The organism is Virgibacillus proomii, from assembly GCF_018916875.1.
Taxonomy (GTDB): Bacteria; Bacillota; Bacilli; order Bacillales; family Amphibacillaceae; genus Virgibacillus; species Virgibacillus proomii_B.
The window spans coordinates 1-18,184 of sequence record NZ_JAHLNO010000014.1 but is presented as its reverse complement, the minus strand read 5'-3'; the positions used below and the strand labels follow the sequence as shown (position 1 = coordinate 18,184).

Below are 18,184 nucleotides of genomic sequence, written 5' to 3'. Positions count from 1 at the left end.
TTTTTAGTCATTAAGTAACCCTTTCTCTCACGTTACTAAGTATACTATAGTTACATCAAGCTTGTATTGCAAGAACACAAAAAAATCGTCATTGAAGTAATTTATAATGAAGCTATCATTCATTGGAGGTTGATCATGCATAAGAGGAACAAGCTTTATATAATTATATTAACAGACCATGTATCGTAATGTTTAGCTTGAGTCAACAAGGCATGAAGCTTATGCCGTGTTTTGCAAATAACCAAATTTTTAATTGTCTAGAAAACAATATCCGTTCTATGGTTTCCACTACCATATGGCAGTAACTTTGAAACTAGCTTCGTTCAACTTAAATTACTTCTTTCTATGATATGTCAACCTGGCTCCTTACGTTGTCAGAAGTTCTCCAGTTCGTACGTCGCTAAGCGAGCGCTTACCGCTTTTATAACTAGAGCTTCGCTTAAAACATGAGAAAAGGATGACTAATCGTGCCGCCACCCTTTTTTCGTTCTATTATTTCAGCAATACTGCATGAACCACTTTAATGCAAAGATCCATAATTACGGTAAAATCACGTTGTTTTAAATAATGATACGCATCTTCATTAACAATTCCTTGCTGCGCCCAAAAGATCTTACAATTCGTTTGAGCAGCATCCTTCGCAACTTCCGGTAAGAACTCTGGCCTGCGAAAGACATTTATAATATCAATCGGTTCAGGCACCTCTGCTAATGAAGGGTAGGCTTGTTCACCTAAGACCTCTTGTACTGTAGGATTAACCGGAATGATACGGTAACCTTCTCGTTGCATAATTTTAGCAATTTGATAAGAAGTACGTTCCGAATTGTTTGACAAGCCTACAACTGCAATTGTTTTCGCCGTAACTAAAATTCTTCTCAATTCTTCATTGGTCGGATTTTCCCACGTCATTATAGCTTCCCCCTTCTTATTTTTCAAGTAACCCCTGTTCTATGAGAAACTCTCTTGCTACTATTTCTGGTGATTCATCATGATAATCTACTTGATAATTCATTTGCCTCATCTGTTGGTCAGTTATTTTTCCTGAGAGTTTGTTTAAAATACCTTCAAGTTCAGGAAATTTGTCCAGTGTATCATTTTGCAATAGTGGAGCCCCTTGATATGGAGGAAATAATTGCTTTGAATCTTCCAAAGAAATTAAATTTAGTTTTTCCATATAACTATCTGTTGCATATGCATCAATGATATCTACCTGACCAGATGTTAACGCATCTTGTCTAAGACCTGGATCCATGGTTTGTACACTTGTAATATCTAAACCATATACATCCTGCATACCTACATACCCATCATAACGGTCTTTAAACTCCAGTGTAAAGCCAGCAGTTAATTGATCCTCTATTTTTTTAAGATCATCGATTGTCTTTAAATCAAATTGATCGGCTAGTTCTTTTGTTGTTGCAACAGTGTACGTATTATTATAGGCCATTGGCTGTAAATATGCCATATCAAATTGTTTATCCATCCCCTGTTTAGCTTGCTGATACACCTCTTCCTTATTGTTACTATCTGCTTTTTGTTCAAGATGTGTAACAATCGCCGTTCCTGTAAATTCTGGATAGATATCGATGCTTCCTTGTTGTAATGCATTAAATAAGAAAGCAGTTTTTCCTAGCCCTGGTTCTAATTTTACGCTTAAATCGGTATTTTCTTCAATTAATAACTTATACATATGAATTAAAATTGCTGGTTCTGATCCTAGTTTACCACCGATAACTAAATCTGCTTGCTTCTTATTACTAAAAAGAAAAGGAGAAATAACGATCAAAACCGCAACGATTAACATGGCTATGAACGATTTGATTCCCGCTCGTTTAGAGAGTTGTTCAACCCACCGTAAAATAACGTCAAAAATAATCGCTAGTAAAGCCGCAGGAATCGCACCTAACAATATTAAACTCACATCCGCTCCACGATCAAGACCTAAAAGAATTAATTCACCTAATCCTCCTGCTCCGATTAACGCAGCTAATGTGGTTGTTCCAACAATTAAAACCATAGAAGTCCGAACTCCTGCCATAATAACTGGCATGGAAAGCGGCAATTCTACCTTTATTAAGCGTTTAAATGAATTCATTCCCAATCCTGTTGCAGCTTCAGTTAATGCAGGGTCTACTTCTTTAATGCCTGTATAACTATTACGAAGAATTGGGAGTAGTCCATATGCTGTTAGGGCAACAATTGCAGGTAAGGTGCCAATCCCGAAAAATGGAATGAGAAAAGCTAGGATAGCAAGACTTGGAATCGTTTGTAATACAGCTGATAATCCGATGATTGGTTCAGCAACTCGAGGATATCTCGTCAGTATTAAGCCTAAAGGTACTGCAATCAAAATGGCAATGATGAGTGAAGTTAATGATATTTGTAAGTGTTCCCATATTGCTTCTACAAGGGTTGCCTGGCGATTTTGAAATACAGTAAAAAACTCTTTCACGTTTGGAGCCTCCCGTTTTTTACGGTCTTATTCTTTAAAAAATTTACGATATCACGGTAACGAATAATACCTATAAGTTGATTTACTTGTAAAACAGGGAAGATTTCTTGGTCGGTGTCTTGGATCATCTCCACTGCTTGATACAAAGAGAGATCATTTTTTAAATAAACACTTTGTGTTAGTTGTCCATTAACAATGAGACCGACATACTGATTACGTTCTTCAACTAAAACATACGTCTTATCACTCCGATAGGCGCTGTTATGAAAGGCTGGCCTTGTTAGTAAATATTCCTGTGATGGATTAGCAATTTTATCTACGGTAATTTCCCAAGGCGATTTACGTTCCCCGATAAATTCTTTAACAAATCGTGAATGTGGCTCTAATATCAATTTATCAGCTTCAGCAAACTGCTCAATCATCCCATCTTTCATTAAACAAATTCTATCTCCTAAATGAAGTGCTTCATCTATGTCATGTGTAACAAATAGAATCGTCTTTTTAATTTCTTTTTGCAAAGCTTGAATATCTTTTTGTAGCTGTTCTCTACTTATAGGATCTAAAGCACTAAATGGTTCGTCCATTAAGATAATATCAGGATCAGCTGCCAACGCCCGAATAACACCAATCCGCTGTTGTTGCCCTCCCGAGAGCTCTCTTGGCAATTTTTTCTTAAATATCGTTGGGTTTAGTCCAACCATTTCCAACAATTCCGTTACTCGATTTTGGATTTCTTTTTGTTTCCACTTTTTTAATTCAGGAACAATGGCAATATTTTGTTCTACCGTCAGATGTGGAAATAATGCAATTTCTTGAAGCACATAACCAATGTTCCAGCGCAATTCATGAATCGGATATGTTTGGATGTCTTTTCCATGTATGTAAATAGACCCAGATGTCGGTTCCATTAGACGATTGACCATTTTCAATGTAGTTGTTTTACCGCAGCCGCTTGGGCCAATAAAAGTAACCATTTCACCTTTATTTACATGAAAGGAAATATTCTTAACAGCTTCGGTCCCGTCTTGATATACTTTATTTACTTGGTTAAATTCAATCATGTCCTTTCCCCTTTAATACGTATTTAAATAAAGCGAGTTACAATATTATTTTAAACGAACATAACATGTTTAGGAACAGAAAAATTCAGCATCACTTTTGCTGAACTTTTTGAACTTATTTTTAAAAAAATTACTATTGCTAGAATAGTATAGTTTATTCCCAGATACAATTAATAACAAACATCTATTTAATAATGGTTCTTAAAATAGGAACTTCATGCTAAAATAAAAGGCAGTATCGTCCTTATTTATGTTTACAATAGGTGCGAAGATAATTAAGAGGAAAGTAGGAAGCATTATGGAGTATCTTGTATTTGCAATTATTGCCTATCTACTCGGATCGATTCCGTCTGCCTTGATTGTCGGAAAAATTGGTTATAACAAAGACGTACGTGAGCATGGCAGTGGAAACCTCGGAGCAACAAACACCTTTCGTGTATTAGGAATGAAAGCTGGGATTATTGTTACACTAGCAGATATTTTAAAAGGTACGACGGCTACGCTTATTCCGCTGTTTTTTGACGCAGATGTCTATCGACTGATCATCGGATTATTTGCAGTAGCCGGTCATACGTATCCTGTGTTTGCAAGATTTAAAGGAGGAAAAGCAGTCGCTACATCCGGCGGCATCATTCTTGGTATTAACCCATTATTATTTGTTCTAATGGTGTCAACTTTTTTAATTAGCCTATATATATCGAAATATGTCTCACTTTCATCTATTATTACTGGAATAGTAACTGTTATATTATCATTTATCTTTAAAAATACGGGGCTAATTATTGTTACCTCAATACTAACGGTTTTTGTGATTTACAGGCATCGTGAGAACTTAAAACGAATAAAAAATAAAACTGAGCCAAAAATAACTTGGATGTAATCGCCGATAAAGTGAAACTTCATTCAGTAGGAGTTTTCTTCCATCTCCTACTGAATGTTAGTTAAACGAATCGGGCATTTAGGTGCCGTTTTCTCCCACTTAAACCCTTTTGTATCAACTCGAGGCTCTTGAAGTGGGAGTCTTACGGCACCTTACATACGGGATAAAACCTATAAATTGATTCTCGCTTTATCGTAACGTATACTTTAGAAGTAAAGAGAAAGGGGGCGATGTGATGGACAACACAAAAACTTTTCCAGTTAAAAAATTACCAACAAAACAAGAGCGCCATCAATTATTTGGTTCTGTAAAGCCAGCCCCAAAATCGAAACCTGTCGATAAAAAGTATATGGCGGACTTACAGAATACAAAAAAGGATTTCTTATTTGCTTTGGATGCAGTTGGAATAACGAAGGTAAAGCATCCGATTATCATAAATAGTACGATTGCACCGTATACTCAAACAAGTATCGGTTCATTTACGTTTACTTCTAGTTTAAAGCAAACGAATAAAGGAACGAATATGAGCCGTTTTAATGAACAACTAGCAGATTACCATGCAAGAGGCTTTTCAACGGATTTGAATGTATTAAAAAGCTTTACAAAAGAGCTAGCTAATCGTCTCGAACAGCCCGATGCTTATATGGAAGTTAGCTTTCCGTGGTTTTATGAAAGACAAGCCCCTGATACTGGTTTAGCAGGTCTTAATCATGCAGATGCTAGTATAAAGATGAAATACGATGAAGAACGTGGGGTGGATGTTCAACTTGCATTCACTGTAGCTATTGCAACGCTGTGTCCTTGTTCTAAAGAAATTAGTGAATATAGTGCTCATAATCAGCGCGGAAATGTAACAATCGATATATCAGTTGATGAGCAATTTGATGAAACAGAGTTCGATTGGAAGGAAGTATTGCTTGAAGCTGCAGAAAGCAATGCTAGTACAAGATTACATCCGATCTTAAAACGAACGGATGAAAAGAGGGTTACTGAACAAGCATATGAAAATCCACGATTCGTTGAGGATATGGTACGATTAATAGCTGCGGATTTATATGAAACACCGTTTATTACCAAGTTCAAAGTAAGCTGTCAAAATGAGGAATCCATTCATATGCATGATGCATTTGCAACAATTACGTATGATAAAACAAAGAATTAAATAAAAGAAGGGTTCCTATGAAGTATATCTTTATCGGATTAATTAAATTTTATCGTGTTGCGATTAGCCCATTTAAGCCCCCAACCTGTCGTTTTTATCCGACGTGCTCTGAATATGGGTTACAAGCGTATCGTCGATTTGGCTTTTTTAAAGGCACCTATTTGACAGTAAAACGAATCAGCAAATGCCACCCTTTTCATCCTGGCGGGATTGATTTAGTACCGGAAAAGAAAAAGAAATAAAAAAGGAGCTGTTTTTCAGATGAATATCCAAATCAGCAAAGAGGCAGCAAAATGGTATAGAGATGAACTAGACATTGAAGAAAATGAAGCATATGTGCGTTTTTTTGTCAGATATGGTGGATTTGGGGGAAACGTTCCCGGCTTTTCTTTAGGGATTAGTAATGAAAGGCCGGTTGAAGTTTACGCTTCCAAGGATGTCGATAATATTACTTTCTTTATCGAAGCAAAAGATGCTTGGTATTTTGAAGACCATGATTTAAAAATCAGTTTTAGCAGAAAAAAACAGGAGCCAAACATACAATACATAAAAAGAGCTTAAAATCAGCTCTTTTTATGTATTTTTTTCTCCTGTAATAAATCAAAATGTGGGAAACAGTTGTTCTTATAATCAATCCATTCAGCTGACAATCGATACTTTTTCCCCCATGTAAGTAGCTTATCCAGATCACTACATCCTACCTTGGTTACGGTAGTACAGTCTGGAAAACGCTCATCCAGCCAGTAGTGGGTTATAAAAGCAATTTCACCGGCTTTTACTTGTTGTTTCCAAGTGATTAGCTCTTTCTTAGTAATTCCAAACGCCACTCTAGCTATCTCCTTCTAATTGTTTTTTATATGCTTTATGCCACTCTGGAAATGTTTTTTTTAATGACAATGGACGAAATGTATCTTTGTTTACGATCACATGCTCAGTTGTTCCACTTACTGCAACTTCTCCCTCGCCATTTAAAATATGATAGCCATATACAGTTCTTATCCCGTTATATGCTTCAAGCCATGTTGCTACTGTGACATTATCTCCGTAGCGAATTGGTTTTTTAAATTGAATATTTGCATTTGTAACCGGAGAAACAACGTTATGCTCTTCCATTTCTTTATACTGAAAACCGAGAAATTCAATAAATTTAGTTCTGCCAATTTCAAACCAGACTAAATAATTTGCGTGATAGACAACTCCCATCTGATCCGTTTCCTGATATCTTACTTCGATTGGTGTTTTCACTTTATGCAACGAAAGATTCCTCCTAAGCTAATATTTTCTCTATTAAAGCTTATCATATCTTAAGCAATCCTTCTCGTTAAACCTTTCAAGAAAACAGGTTCGAATTGGTAAACATAATTTCTTCTGTGAAAAGAAAATCCAATCTTTTTTTACATCTGGAAAAAATATTTTTATAATCATGATAGATATCAAGAACGATTAAACGGCCTCAGCCCTATAGAGTATAGAACTAAAGCCGCTTAAATTATTTTTATTATTTCCCCTGTCTACTTGACAGGGGGCAGTTCATAAACTTTAGAACGGGGGTTTTTGGTTTACTTCTATTGATCCTCTTGATTTCTATATTCGTCTTTAATTTCGGCTCGCATTCCTTCGATTGCTTGCTCTCTTCGTTTATTTTTAGCTTTAATGGCTTCTTTTTCTTCACCAGATGTAAATTGCATCGTTTCATGTGCTTTTTCAATATTTTGGATTGTGTCCTGAACCATTTCTTGTAATCTGTCTACGTTATCACTGCGATCGTCTGGCTTTGGTCGATTATTATCTGTCATCACCATGACTCCTTTCATTTTAGGTTGCTTTCCTAGTTTCCCTAATCTATCCAAAATTATTCAACAGTATAATATGGTGTCATTTTTTCCTATTAGTTATCGAACAGAGCGAATAAGCTAGACGACGCTACTTTGCAGAAAAAGTTATTAACAATGTACAAACAGATATACTTTCCTAAACAAAACTTGGCTTGTCGCCAAGTCTTTATGGCGAAAGCTATCGTTTTTCTTATACTATAAAGTGAAACTTCATTCAGTAGGAGTTTTCTTCCCTCTCCTACTGAATGTTAGTTGAACCAATCGGGCATTTAGGTGCCGTTTTCTCCCACTTTGACCCTTTGTATCAACTCAGGTCTTGAAGCAGGAGTCTTACGGCACCTTACATGCGGGATAAACCCTAAAGTTTTATACTTTCCTATAGTATAAAAAATCGTAACCGCTTTACAATCTAGCGGTTACGATTTTCATTGCACTTTTTTCTGTCTGATCCTTTTCTGTTTTTGCTCTATTTGTTGTTCGATTTTTTCCATCAGCAGCTTATCTCTTAAAATTATTTGACGGTTTTCCTGAACTAAATCATCAAACGTTCTTCTTTTCTTTAAGGACATGGCCGTCCCCTCCTTTTTTAAAGCAGGATGGCCAATTTCTAATCAAAGTATACATATGTTTTACATAGCTTCAATTGCTTCTTTCATTAATTCATAATTCATAGGACCGGGATGAATCTTTATAATTTTCCCTTCTTCATCAATAAAATACGTTGTTGGTACAGCAATAACTTGATACGTATTGCGAACCTTACCTTTTACATCAAGTGGAATTGGATATGTATATCCATATTTGTCCATATATTCTTTTACATCTTCTTCATTTTTCTCTGAGTTGGTCAAATTTACAGCTACTATTTCGACATCTGATTTGACATCATTATAAAACTTCTCCATTTCAGGCATTTCTTCTCGACATGGTGGACACCAGGTGGCCCAAAAATTTAAAATTACCTTTTTGCCTCGTAAATCTGTTAATGTGAGTTTATCTCCACTCAATGTATTTAATTCGAAGTCTGATGCAGGATTACCAACTTCAAGGGTTTCTCCCTTTTTTTTAGACGTAATCATTCCACCTTTCGCATTCATTTCATCACTAATATTGGAATTTGGAGTATCTAAAACCGACTCCTCTTTTTTTTGAACATAATTAAATAACACAATACCAGCTAACACCACTATAATAGCAACGCCTAGTATTTTTTTATACATTCTGATCCCCTTACCCCTTTATAATTATTGTAGTAGCATTATCCAATAATTTACGCTTATTTCATCGTAAGTAAATTCTATACAAATGTAAAGTAATGAGCAGTAATTTTAAGGAAGTTTAAAATTAAGAGATGCGTTGACGTTTATATGAATTAGTCTTTCCAGGAAAAAATTCAATCTTGTGGACTGTGTGAATATATTTGCTAGTATTAATAGCCCAAACGTTAGAGAGTCCTAAATTTCTTCTTGTTTCATAGCGTTAAACAACGGGTATAATTTGTTCTGATTTAGTTAAATCGCTACAATCCTCATACACATCTTTCCACATAGCTGAACGCCTTCTCTCCCCTGTTATATCAACCTTTAAGGAATTCGGTCAAGAAAGCAACAATCTATACGAAAACAGCCTTTAATAATAGTAGATTGATTTGAAGAAGCTCTTTCCATTATGCCAATTTTTACAAAAACATATTATATGAATCAATTTCATAATAGCTCTTTTTAAAAAAATTTATACTTGCAGTATTTTAAAATTATACTTTAAAAAATTCTATATAAAGTTGTGCTATCTGTGTTCCATTCGGATACACTTCGCTTTCCGTGGGCAATTCCTCAACTTCCTCGGAAGCAAAGAACGCTTCCTGCGGGATTTTCGGCTATTGCTTTTCCCACAGGAGTCTACGTGTATCTGAATTCCACACAGACCTAATTTCCTCGTACTAACCATTTATAAAAAAATAGGTTAGCTTCCTTTTCAGCTTGTTCTTTTAGCCATTGTTCATACTCGTTTTTAGATTTACGTCCACGTTTTTTTGGTTCAGGTTTTGGCTTTTCCTCTTTTGGCGGTGTTTGATCACGTGCTTCAAATAGGTTGCATCGATGGCAACTACATCATCCATGAAAGAGCCCTCTATGGTACGCAGTCTGATGATACTAGAAACCCGCAGTTTAACTTAAAAGCAATATCATCATTAAGGCGCTTAACAAGATCCTTCATCGTCGGGATGCGTTCGACATATCTCACAAAAGTGGAAATAATCATGGCTGCATCATTCAGTTCTTCTGGCGCGCCTAGTCGTGATTTTTTGGTTACTTTGTGATAAAGTAAAACTTCATTCAATAGGAGTTTTCTTCCATCTCCTACTGAATGTTAGTTGAACCAATCGAGCGGTTTCGCTCATAAGGTATTCAAATAATAAGCGGATTTCTGAAATGAGAGAAATATACGGCTTCTTCATTTGGGATAAAAGGAAACATGCCTCTAAAACAGGAGTATGCCGACGCCTGAGCGGCAAGTCCGCTTTAATCGGCCTTTCCCCTTTAGATTTGAGCCAATGTTGACTTAGCGTAGGAAAAAGACCGAAGTTTGCTACAGCTTGAGTGCATAAGCTAAGGGCAATGCTACTTTTCAAAAAGGTTATCCTCAATGTAGAAACAGATATAATTTCCAGAAGATTAAAAAGCCTCTGTAAATATAGATACAGAGGCTTAAACTAGTTTCATATAATTAGATAGCAGCTAACTTTTCACGTAACACCATTTGCAAAATGCCACCATGACGATAGTAATCAATTTCTACATCACTATCAAAACGAGCAATGGCGCGGAATTCTGTTTTATTACCTGATTCATCAACAGCTATTACCTTAACTAAATCATGGGCTTTCACATTTTCATTAATATCTACATGGTATGTCTCTTTGCCAGTTAAACCTAGCTTCTCTGCATTTTCACCTGGCTGAAATTGCAGTGGTAGTACGCCCATCATTACTAGGTTCGAACGATGAATTCGCTCAAAACTCTCAGCAAGGACCGTTTTAATTCCTAATAAATTAGTACCTTTAGCTGCCCAGTCACGAGAGGATCCCATACCATAGTCTTTTCCAGCTATTACAATTAAGCCGGTTCCATCTTGCTTATATTTCATTGCGGCATCATAGATCGGCATAACTTCTTCCGTTGGCCAATAAGTTGTAAAACCACCTTCCGTTCCAGGTGCAATTAAGTTACGAATACGTATATTGGCAAATGTACCGCGCATCATCACTTCATGGTTTCCACGTCTAGATCCGTATGAATTAAAATAACGTGGGGATACACCTTTCTCCTGCAAATATTTTCCTGCTGGCATATCTTTTGCAATTGCTCCAGCTGGAGAAATATGGTCAGTTGTAACAGAATCCCCAAATTTTCCAATGACTCGTAATCCTTCTAATGACTCAACTGAACCTGCTTCTTTAGACAATCCCTCAAAGAATGGCGGATTTTGGATATAAGTTGATTCACTATCCCATTCAAATAAAGGTTCATCTGTTGTATCAATTTGATTCCAGCGTTCATTGGAAGTAAACACATCTTCATACTCTTTACGGAAAATTTCCGGCTGAACTACTGCTTCTACCTGTTGTTTAATTTCTTCCATTGAAGGCCAAATATCATCCATATAGACAGGTTTTCCATCTTTATCTGTACCTAATGGTTCTTTTGTCAAATCAATATCCACGGTTCCAGCAAGTGCATAGGCAACTACTAATGGAGGAGAAGCTAAGTAATTCGCTTTTACTAGTGGATGAATTCTTCCTTCAAAGTTACGGTTACCTGATAGAACCGATGCTACCGTTAAGTCATTATCAATAATTGCTTGCTCAATCTCTTCACGTAATGGACCTGAGTTACCAATACAAGTTGTACAACCATATCCCACAAGGTTAAAGCCTAGTTTATCTAAATATGGCATTAAACCTGAGTCTTCCAAATAACGAGTAACCACTTTAGATCCTGGAGCAAGCGATGTTTTTACATAATCCGGCACATTTAACCCTTTTTCAACTGCATTTTTTGCAAGCAGCCCAGCACCTAACATCACATAAGGGTTGGATGTATTTGTACAAGATGTAATCGCTGCAATGGCTATTGCACCAGTTTTCATTACGGAAGTGTTGCCGTTTGAATGCTCTACAGCTACTTCCTTGTCAAACTCAGATTTATCTAAGCCAAAACCTTGATTTCCTGCTGGTGCTGTAATGGCCTTATTAAATTCTTTCTTCATATCGGACAAAGCAATTAAGTCCTGTGGACGTTTTGGGCCAGAAAGGTTTGGCTGTAACTCGGATAAATTAATTTCTACTACTTCTGTATATTTTGGATCCGCTTCATCGGAAGAATACCATAGATTATTTAACTTACAATATTTTTCAACAAGATCAATTTGCTCTTGTGATCGACCTGTAAGTTTTAAATAGCTTAACACTTCATCATCAACTGGAAAAAATCCACAAGTAGCACCGTATTCCGGAGCCATATTAGAAATCGTCGCCCGATCTGCAAGAGGCATATCCTTTAATCCCGGACCAAAATATTCAACAAATTTACCAACTACATTTTTCTCACGAAGCACTTGAGTTACTTTTAGCGCTAAGTCTGTAGCAGTTGTTCCATTCGGGAAACTGCCGGTAAATTTCACACCAATAACATCAGGTGCCGGAAAATAAGAAGGTTGACCAAGCATTCCTGCTTCTGCTTCAATACCTCCTACACCCCAACCTAAAACACCTAAGCCATTAATCATAGTAGTATGCGAATCCGTTCCGACTAACGTATCCGGAAATGCCTCATACTCCCCGCTTTCATTTTCTACTCCATGAATCACATTTGCAATATACTCTAAGTTTACTTGGTGAACAATTCCCGTAGCCGGAGGGACAGCACGATAATTATCAAATGCTTTTTGAGCCCAGTTAAGAAATTCATAGCGTTCTCTATTTCTTTCAAATTCTAATTCCATGTTTACTTTTAAAGCATCTGATGTACCATATTGGTCTACTTGTACCGAGTGGTCAATAACCAAATCAACTGGTACTTCTGGATTGATTTCACTCGGTTTTCCCCCCATATCAACCATTGCCTTTCTTAAAGAAGCAAGGTCTACTACAGCTGGAACACCAGTAAAATCTTGTAAAATAACACGGGACGGCTTAAATGGAACATCTACCCCTTCGCCATCTTTTGTACCCCATTTAGCAAGTCCTTTTACATGTTCTTCCTTAATTTGATGACCATCTTGCTGGCGAATAAGCGATTCCAAAAGTACTCGAATCGAAAACGGTAATCGTGATACTTTTCCTAACCCAGCATTTTCTACAGCTTTTAATTGATAATAGTTGTACGTTTTTCCATTTAGTTCAAATTGTTTCTTTGCATTAAACGAATTACTCTTCCCCATGTTAGTACCCCTTTCTTCATGCTTACCCGTAGTTGCAACATACTACGGATTTTGTTAATGTTAGAAAAACTTGGCTTTTCGCCAAGTCTTTAGCGAAAGCTGTAGTTTTTCTTATACTATAAACCCTAAAATTTTAATACTTTCCTATAGTACAAGTAAAAAACCTCTCACTTCTTCTATCTTATAAGAAAACGCACCATAAAACAAACCATTAAGCCCTTCATCAGATATAGTAAATAGTTATGTGAAGTGATAACAAAAAATTATATAAAATTAAAAATAAAACAATTGCTAATTATAATTATAACATCTAGCCTATTGACAGTAATAGAAGGATTAACTTGTTCCATGTTACGCTTATCTGTTTTTTCTCTTTATTGGTCACTTTTATAATCTGCAACAACAACTTGCAACTAGTATCTTTTTTAAATTTAGTATAAATAACCTTGAATAAGTGCGTTACTTTTAGTAAACTATACCTATTATGCTGGAGCAGGAAAAATAATACGAAACGTACTACCGGCTCCTTCATTTGCCTTTATTTCTAAGAATGCTTGATGACGTTCCAAAATTTGCTTTGTTATCATAAGTCCTAATCCGGTACCACTTTGCTTCGTTGTAAAAAAGGGTTCACCTAACTTATTTATAATGTCTTTTGGAATTCCAGGTCCTTCGTCTATAACACTAATATGTACATGCGTGTCAGATGAACTTGTATTAACTTGGATCTTTCCACCATTTTCCATTGCTTCAATAGCATTTTTAATTAAATTAATGAGGACTTGTTTGATTTGTGAACGATCACAGTAAATTTTTTCACCCCCAGAAGCTGAATACTCGATGAGAATATCTCTCATTTTCGCCTGTGGTCTTAGTAGTACAATGACATCATGAATCATGGATTCAACGAGTTGTACTTTTTTATTCTCTGTTAATGGCTTGGAAATGAATAATAACTCTGACGTAATGGTCTCCATCTTTTCAATTTCTTCTACCATAATATTGTAATACTCTTCTTTTCTATTTACACCAGCTTGAAGTAATTGTAAAAAGCCTTTTAGTGATGTCAAAGGGTTACGAATTTCATGAGCAATCCCAGCAGCTAATTGTCCAGCAACTGACATTTTCTCTGATTGGATCATAAATTCCTCTGCTTCTTTTTTATCACGAATATCAGCAACAATAGCGATATAGTAGATCTTCTCGTCTTCTTTTAATTTGGCTAGCGTACATTCCGACCAGATATATTCACCTTCACTATTAAGAACATTTATTTCATAGAATTGGTTGGTTGAAGATACTTGCTTCAAGTTCTCTTTTACATATTTTACATCTTCCCGATAAACAAATTCATACCAAGCTTTTCCGACTAGTTGGGAAGGTTGATAACCAAGAATTCGTTCAGCAGAATCAGAAATATAAAGCATTTTTCCATTTTCATCTAGAACGAGAATAACATCATGACAATTCTTCTCTATCCATGCAAGCATAAATGGAGACAACGTTGATAAATTAAAACCTTGTGTTTGCATTGTTGGCTTCGTTTCAGTTATATGAATAAGTTTTTCATGATCTCTTGTATTCTTATCATAATTCATTATGTTTCCCCCTTTTTTTGCAAATATCAACAAATCCTTTCGTTTCAATTTATCCTATGTTTAATTTCTTAAGAATATGACGCTTGTTTGAAAAAGTTTTTCATCATATACTTATAGTAAATCTCGTTCTTAAGTTAACTATCCAATTATTAGTAATCTTACTATAATTGATTAAAAAAATAAATTAAATAGTTAAATATTTTGTCAAATTATTACGAAATATTGGAAAAAGGGGAGAAAAGCGTAAAAATATGTCGGTTTTTGTTGATTATTTAATTATTCTTTGGGGTTTTTTCATGATTGGAATCATGGCTATTGGTGGATATTTTATGTTTCGTAAATTTCTGAAACGGTTACCAAAAAAAGACGGAAAATCCATGATGGATTGGGAAGACTATTATGTAAATAAAACAAAACATATGTGGGGTACAAAGGAAAAAGAGTTATTAGAGGAATTAGTTTCTCCAGTTCCAGAGTTATTTCGAGATGTAGCTAGGCATAAAATCGTTGGTAAAATTGGTGAATTAGCGTTAAAAAAGAACAAACAAAAAATCACGAGGGAAGTTTTAATTGAAGGCTATATCATCGCAACACCTAAACGAGATCATAAATTTTTGCGGAAAAAACTGGCCCAAAAAAATATTGATACAGCACCCTATGAGCAATTCTTTCAACAATCTCGGAGTGATTATGCGCCAAATTGGCAGCAAAAACACAAATCATAACCTTTCAGAACTGCTTTTTTTTCTATAAAGTGAAACTTCATTCAGTTGGAGTTTTCTTCCATCTCCTACTGAATGTTAGTACCTAGAAGGGTATGACTTAAAGGCCCTTGAAAGAATCGGGCATTTAGGTGCCATTTTCCCCCACTTAGACCCTTTTGTATCAACTCGAGGCTCTTGAAGTGGGAGTCTTACGGCACCTTACATGCGGGATAAATCTATCAGCAACCTTTAATACTGTTATAACTTTAGGGGGCTACCACGAAAACGGATAGCCCTCTAAAGTACGTATTATTTAATTCCTCATTTTTTGTTTGAATGTAGCGTAAATTATTACTTATGATATGTTAAATCTCTTCTGAACCAAATTTACTTCTGTATTAATTGCTTTTCCAGTTGTAAATATTTATAAAGCATTGCTAAACGCCAGGTTAAAATCATTCCAAATGCCAATAAAAAGAACATTCCACTCGTTTCTCCAAAGGATATATGACTTCCAATGGCAAGCTTGAAAATAATGCGAAAAATTAATAATCCAACCAAAATAAAGGCAAAGGCTTTGGAGGGTATTAAATAGATTGCATTATCACGAATTTCAAATTTCGATGTTTTTATGAGGAAAATGGAACAAACAATACCTACACTAAAAGCCTCCATTACTTGATACCAGCTAATATGAAAAACAGGGAATAGAAACATTAGTGCCCCTGTACTCATAAAAAAGGGCGGTATAATAATCTTCTTTACAGAAGCAGGTTTTTTAGCTGCTCTTAATCGAATAAATATCATTGCTGCGGCCATAATTGCTGCTCCAATGGTACTTGCAATTAACCAAAACATTGTAAGTCCTCTCTCCCATTGCCAAATTACTTGTTGTCATTCACCCTTTTAAAACTTAATACACGATCAATCGTATCAAATATACGGTTCTCGTCAAATGGTTTGATAATAAAGTCCTTGGCTCCCAATTCAATTGCTTCAACCACAACTTTTTGCTGCCCCATTGCTGAACATACAATAATCAGCGCATCTTTATCTATTTGCATGATTTCTTTAATTGCTTCAATTCCGTTCATTACTGGCATTGTAATATCCATCGTTACTATATCTGGCTTCAATTCTTGATATAGTCGTACTGCCTCTTCTCCATTTTCTGCTTCTCCTACAATTTCATGGTGTTTTTTTTTCAAAATAGTGGAAAGAGTCATGCGCAGAAAATTAGCATCATCGACCACAAGTATTTTGGCCATCGCTTTTCCCCCTATTTAGTCCTTATCATTAGCAATAGTTAAAATAATGGTCATCATTACACCGACAACTGTCAAGTATACACCTATATCAAAAAGCATTGCAGTAGCTAATTCAACTTCGCCAAATATCGGAATGTGAAAGTAACCAAAGGTATGAGACAAAAATGGCTGCTTAAATAAGAATGATCCGGCACCTGTAGCAGCAGCAACGGCAAGACCAATTGGAATTAATTTGACAAAATTAATCGGCAATACTTTTTTTACAGTTTCAAATCCATAAGCCATATTCATTAATAAAATCGCCCCTGATGTCATTAAACCGCCGACAAATCCTCCACCCGGAGAATTGTGTCCGGCTAACAATAAATAAACAGCAAATCCCAATAGAATAAAGGCAATTAGTGATGTGGTAGTTCGTAAAATAAGATCATTTGTTTTGTACTTGTACATAATGTATTGCCCCTTTATATAGCATATATAGTCTTTATTTTAATATAAGACAGGAGAAAAATCCATTAGAAGCCGGAAAATCCAAACAATCCTGCTAAATATGAAGTTAAAGAAGTCATCCAATCAAAGAATAAAGTAATCCCCATAAAAATCATGACATATCCACCGATTTTTATTAGTTTTAAACTATGTTTTTTAATCCAGTTCAGCTTACCAATAAAAAAGGATAAAATAAAAAACGGAATAGAGAATCCCATTATATAGCTAATCATCATAACCATTCCGGTATTCGGTTCAGTAGCAGCTAATGATAAAACAACCATTAGGATTGGTCCGGTACAAGGAGTCCATCCTAGAGAAAAGGCTAGTCCGATAATAAAAGTACCTAGAAATCCTGCAGGACGATTTTTAAATGTAATTTTTCTATCTTTCATTAAAAAATCAAAGTTCAAAATACCGACAATAACGAGTCCAAAAAAGATGATAACAATTGCACCAATTTGTCGTATGATATCTTTGTTCACTAATAAAAATTGAGATATTCCAGAGCTTGCAAAGCCCATCATAATGAAGACTGCAGAAAACCCCAGTAAGAAGAAGATAGTATGTAATATACTCTTTGCATTTAACATTTTATTATCATCTTTTAATTCGCTTACACTCATTCCGGTAATGTAAGATAGAAAAGCTGGGTACAAAGGTAAAACACAGGGTGAAATAAATGACAGAAAGCCTGCACCGAAAGCAAGAAATATATTGATCTCCGACACGATATACCTCCTTTTCATATTCATTGTACATTGTACCAGACAGAATTGTCTTTATGTTATTAATATTTGACAAAAAAGTGAAAGGCTTTCATAATTGTTAACTTAAAAAATTCCGTCGATCGATTGTAATCAAACTAATAAGGTGAAACTTCATTCAGTGAATCCTTGGATCCTATCCCACATACTCTACCGATAAGAAGTAGAACAAAGTCTCAAATCTCGGGCGTTCTTGAAAAAGAAAAACACTTTTTCTTCATACGATACCTTTTCAAGAAACCTTACTTGTCATTGAAAATCGCAATGTATTACTATCAAGAGCACACCCTTGTCCCGTCAACCCGAACGAATCGAGTATTTAGGTACTGTTATGTCTTAATTAAACGTTTTCGTTTTTTTTATAATTCTTGAAGTGGGAGTTTTAGGGATCATAGATACGGGATAAAGTGAAACTTCATTCAGTAGGAGTTTTCTTCCATCTCCTACTGAATGTTAGTACCTAGAAGGGTATGACCTAAAGGCCCTTGAACGAATCGGGCATTTAGGTGCCGTTTTCTCCCACTTA

20 protein-coding genes and 1 pseudogene are annotated in these 18,184 nt (G+C 35.6%); 6 read left to right on the top strand and 15 right to left on the bottom strand.

Going from position 1 to position 18,184, the window contains the following annotated elements:
* Positions 1-492 precede the first annotated feature (492 nt).
* Genes KQI21_RS05945 through KQI21_RS05935 form a run of 3 tightly spaced genes read right to left on the bottom strand, consistent with a single transcriptional unit; the run spans position 493 to position 3,513 of the window.
* The gene (locus KQI21_RS05945) at positions 493-909 is read right to left on the bottom strand and encodes a CoA-binding protein (protein ID WP_216483217.1); all 417 of its coding nucleotides are present in this window, start codon (positions 907-909) and stop codon (positions 493-495) included.
* 16 nt (positions 910-925) lie between these two features.
* The gene (locus KQI21_RS05940) at positions 926-2,452 is read right to left on the bottom strand and encodes an ABC transporter permease/substrate-binding protein (RefSeq protein ID WP_216483215.1); all 1,527 of its coding nucleotides are present in this window, start codon (positions 2,450-2,452) and stop codon (positions 926-928) included.
* Positions 2,449-3,513: an ABC transporter ATP-binding protein gene (locus KQI21_RS05935; RefSeq protein WP_216483214.1), complete on the bottom strand. Its 1,065-nt coding sequence runs from the start codon at positions 3,511-3,513 to the stop codon at positions 2,449-2,451. Before KQI21_RS05935 ends, KQI21_RS05940 begins: the two co-directional genes overlap by 4 nt.
* A 298-nt stretch (positions 3,514-3,811) precedes the next feature.
* On the opposite strand from KQI21_RS05935, the gene plsY reads away from it, so the two are divergent.
* The 4 genes from plsY to KQI21_RS05915 all read left to right on the top strand — a co-directional run bounded on the left by plsY (position 3,812) and on the right by KQI21_RS05915 (position 6,116).
* On the top strand, positions 3,812-4,393 hold the full coding sequence (gene plsY, locus KQI21_RS05930) for a glycerol-3-phosphate 1-O-acyltransferase PlsY (RefSeq protein WP_216483212.1): 582 nt from the start codon (positions 3,812-3,814) through the stop codon (positions 4,391-4,393).
* Between the two features lie 235 nt (positions 4,394-4,628).
* The gene (gene folE2, locus KQI21_RS05925) at positions 4,629-5,555 is read left to right on the top strand and encodes a GTP cyclohydrolase FolE2 (protein ID WP_216483210.1); all 927 of its coding nucleotides are present in this window, start codon (positions 4,629-4,631) and stop codon (positions 5,553-5,555) included.
* A gap of 17 nt (positions 5,556-5,572) precedes the next feature.
* Positions 5,573-5,797 carry a membrane protein insertion efficiency factor YidD gene (yidD, locus tag KQI21_RS05920; protein WP_216483208.1) on the top strand — a complete coding sequence of 75 codons (225 nt, stop codon included), beginning with the start codon at positions 5,573-5,575 and terminating at the stop codon, positions 5,795-5,797.
* A gap of 19 nt (positions 5,798-5,816) precedes the next feature.
* A complete protein-coding gene (locus KQI21_RS05915; protein ID WP_216483206.1) occupies positions 5,817-6,116 on the top strand; it encodes a HesB/YadR/YfhF family protein in 300 nt (99 codons plus the stop codon).
* Positions 6,117-6,118: 2 nt separating this feature from the next.
* Here KQI21_RS05915 and KQI21_RS05910 read toward each other — a convergent pair whose 3' ends face one another.
* Complete coding sequence (locus KQI21_RS05910) at positions 6,119-6,382, bottom strand: hypothetical protein (protein WP_216483204.1); 264 nt, start codon at positions 6,380-6,382, stop codon at positions 6,119-6,121.
* 1 nt (position 6,383) lies between these two features.
* Positions 6,384-6,809: an acyl-CoA thioesterase gene (locus tag KQI21_RS05905; protein ID WP_216483202.1), complete on the bottom strand. Its 426-nt coding sequence runs from the start codon at positions 6,807-6,809 to the stop codon at positions 6,384-6,386.
* Between the two features lie 132 nt (positions 6,810-6,941).
* On the opposite strand from KQI21_RS05905, the gene KQI21_RS16695 reads away from it, so the two are divergent.
* Entirely contained in the window at positions 6,942-7,043 is a 102-nt protein-coding gene (locus KQI21_RS16695; protein ID WP_373687633.1) for an IS3 family transposase, read from the top strand.
* 77 nt (positions 7,044-7,120) lie between these two features.
* Here KQI21_RS16695 and tlp read toward each other — a convergent pair whose 3' ends face one another.
* The 6 genes and pseudogenes from tlp to KQI21_RS05875 all read right to left on the bottom strand — a co-directional run bounded on the left by tlp (position 7,121) and on the right by KQI21_RS05875 (position 14,430).
* Complete coding sequence (gene tlp, locus KQI21_RS05900; protein ID WP_216483201.1) at positions 7,121-7,351, bottom strand: small acid-soluble spore protein Tlp; 231 nt, start codon at positions 7,349-7,351, stop codon at positions 7,121-7,123.
* A 464-nt stretch (positions 7,352-7,815) separates the two neighbouring features.
* Entirely contained in the window at positions 7,816-7,959 is a 144-nt protein-coding gene (locus KQI21_RS05895) for an FbpB family small basic protein (protein WP_216483199.1), read from the bottom strand.
* Positions 7,960-8,019: 60 nt separating this feature from the next.
* Positions 8,020-8,610 (bottom strand): TlpA disulfide reductase family protein, encoded by a 591-nt coding sequence (locus KQI21_RS05890; RefSeq protein WP_216483197.1) that lies wholly within the window; start codon positions 8,608-8,610, stop codon positions 8,020-8,022.
* A 726-nt stretch (positions 8,611-9,336) separates the two neighbouring features.
* Positions 9,337-9,709, bottom strand: a pseudogene (locus KQI21_RS05885) (transposase); the annotation flags it as partial.
* 408 nt (positions 9,710-10,117) lie between these two features.
* Entirely contained in the window at positions 10,118-12,832 is a 2,715-nt protein-coding gene (gene acnA / locus KQI21_RS05880) for an aconitate hydratase AcnA (protein ID WP_216483195.1), read from the bottom strand.
* A gap of 482 nt (positions 12,833-13,314) precedes the next feature.
* Complete coding sequence (locus tag KQI21_RS05875) at positions 13,315-14,430, bottom strand: ATP-binding protein (RefSeq protein WP_253291324.1); 1,116 nt, start codon at positions 14,428-14,430, stop codon at positions 13,315-13,317.
* Positions 14,431-14,681: 251 nt separating this feature from the next.
* Here KQI21_RS05875 and KQI21_RS05870 point away from each other — a divergent pair, with 251 nt between their 5' ends.
* Entirely contained in the window at positions 14,682-15,155 is a 474-nt protein-coding gene (locus tag KQI21_RS05870) for a DUF2621 family protein (RefSeq protein WP_216483193.1), read from the top strand.
* A gap of 366 nt (positions 15,156-15,521) precedes the next feature.
* On the opposite strand, the gene KQI21_RS05865 is transcribed toward KQI21_RS05870, so the two are convergent.
* From KQI21_RS05865 to KQI21_RS05850, 4 genes are all read right to left on the bottom strand, one after another.
* Positions 15,522-15,992, bottom strand: a complete 471-nt coding sequence (locus KQI21_RS05865) for a CcdC family protein (RefSeq protein WP_216483191.1) — start codon at positions 15,990-15,992, stop codon at positions 15,522-15,524.
* A 26-nt stretch (positions 15,993-16,018) separates the two neighbouring features.
* Positions 16,019-16,402, bottom strand: coding sequence for a response regulator (locus KQI21_RS05860; protein ID WP_216483190.1), 384 nt, complete (start codon positions 16,400-16,402; stop codon positions 16,019-16,021).
* A gap of 15 nt (positions 16,403-16,417) precedes the next feature.
* Positions 16,418-16,852: a Na(+)/H(+) antiporter subunit B gene (locus KQI21_RS05855; RefSeq protein ID WP_216483188.1), complete on the bottom strand. Its 435-nt coding sequence runs from the start codon at positions 16,850-16,852 to the stop codon at positions 16,418-16,420.
* Between the two features lie 65 nt (positions 16,853-16,917).
* Entirely contained in the window at positions 16,918-17,622 is a 705-nt protein-coding gene (locus KQI21_RS05850) for a cytochrome c biogenesis CcdA family protein (RefSeq protein WP_216483186.1), read from the bottom strand.
* Positions 17,623-18,184: the final 562 nt, after the last annotated feature.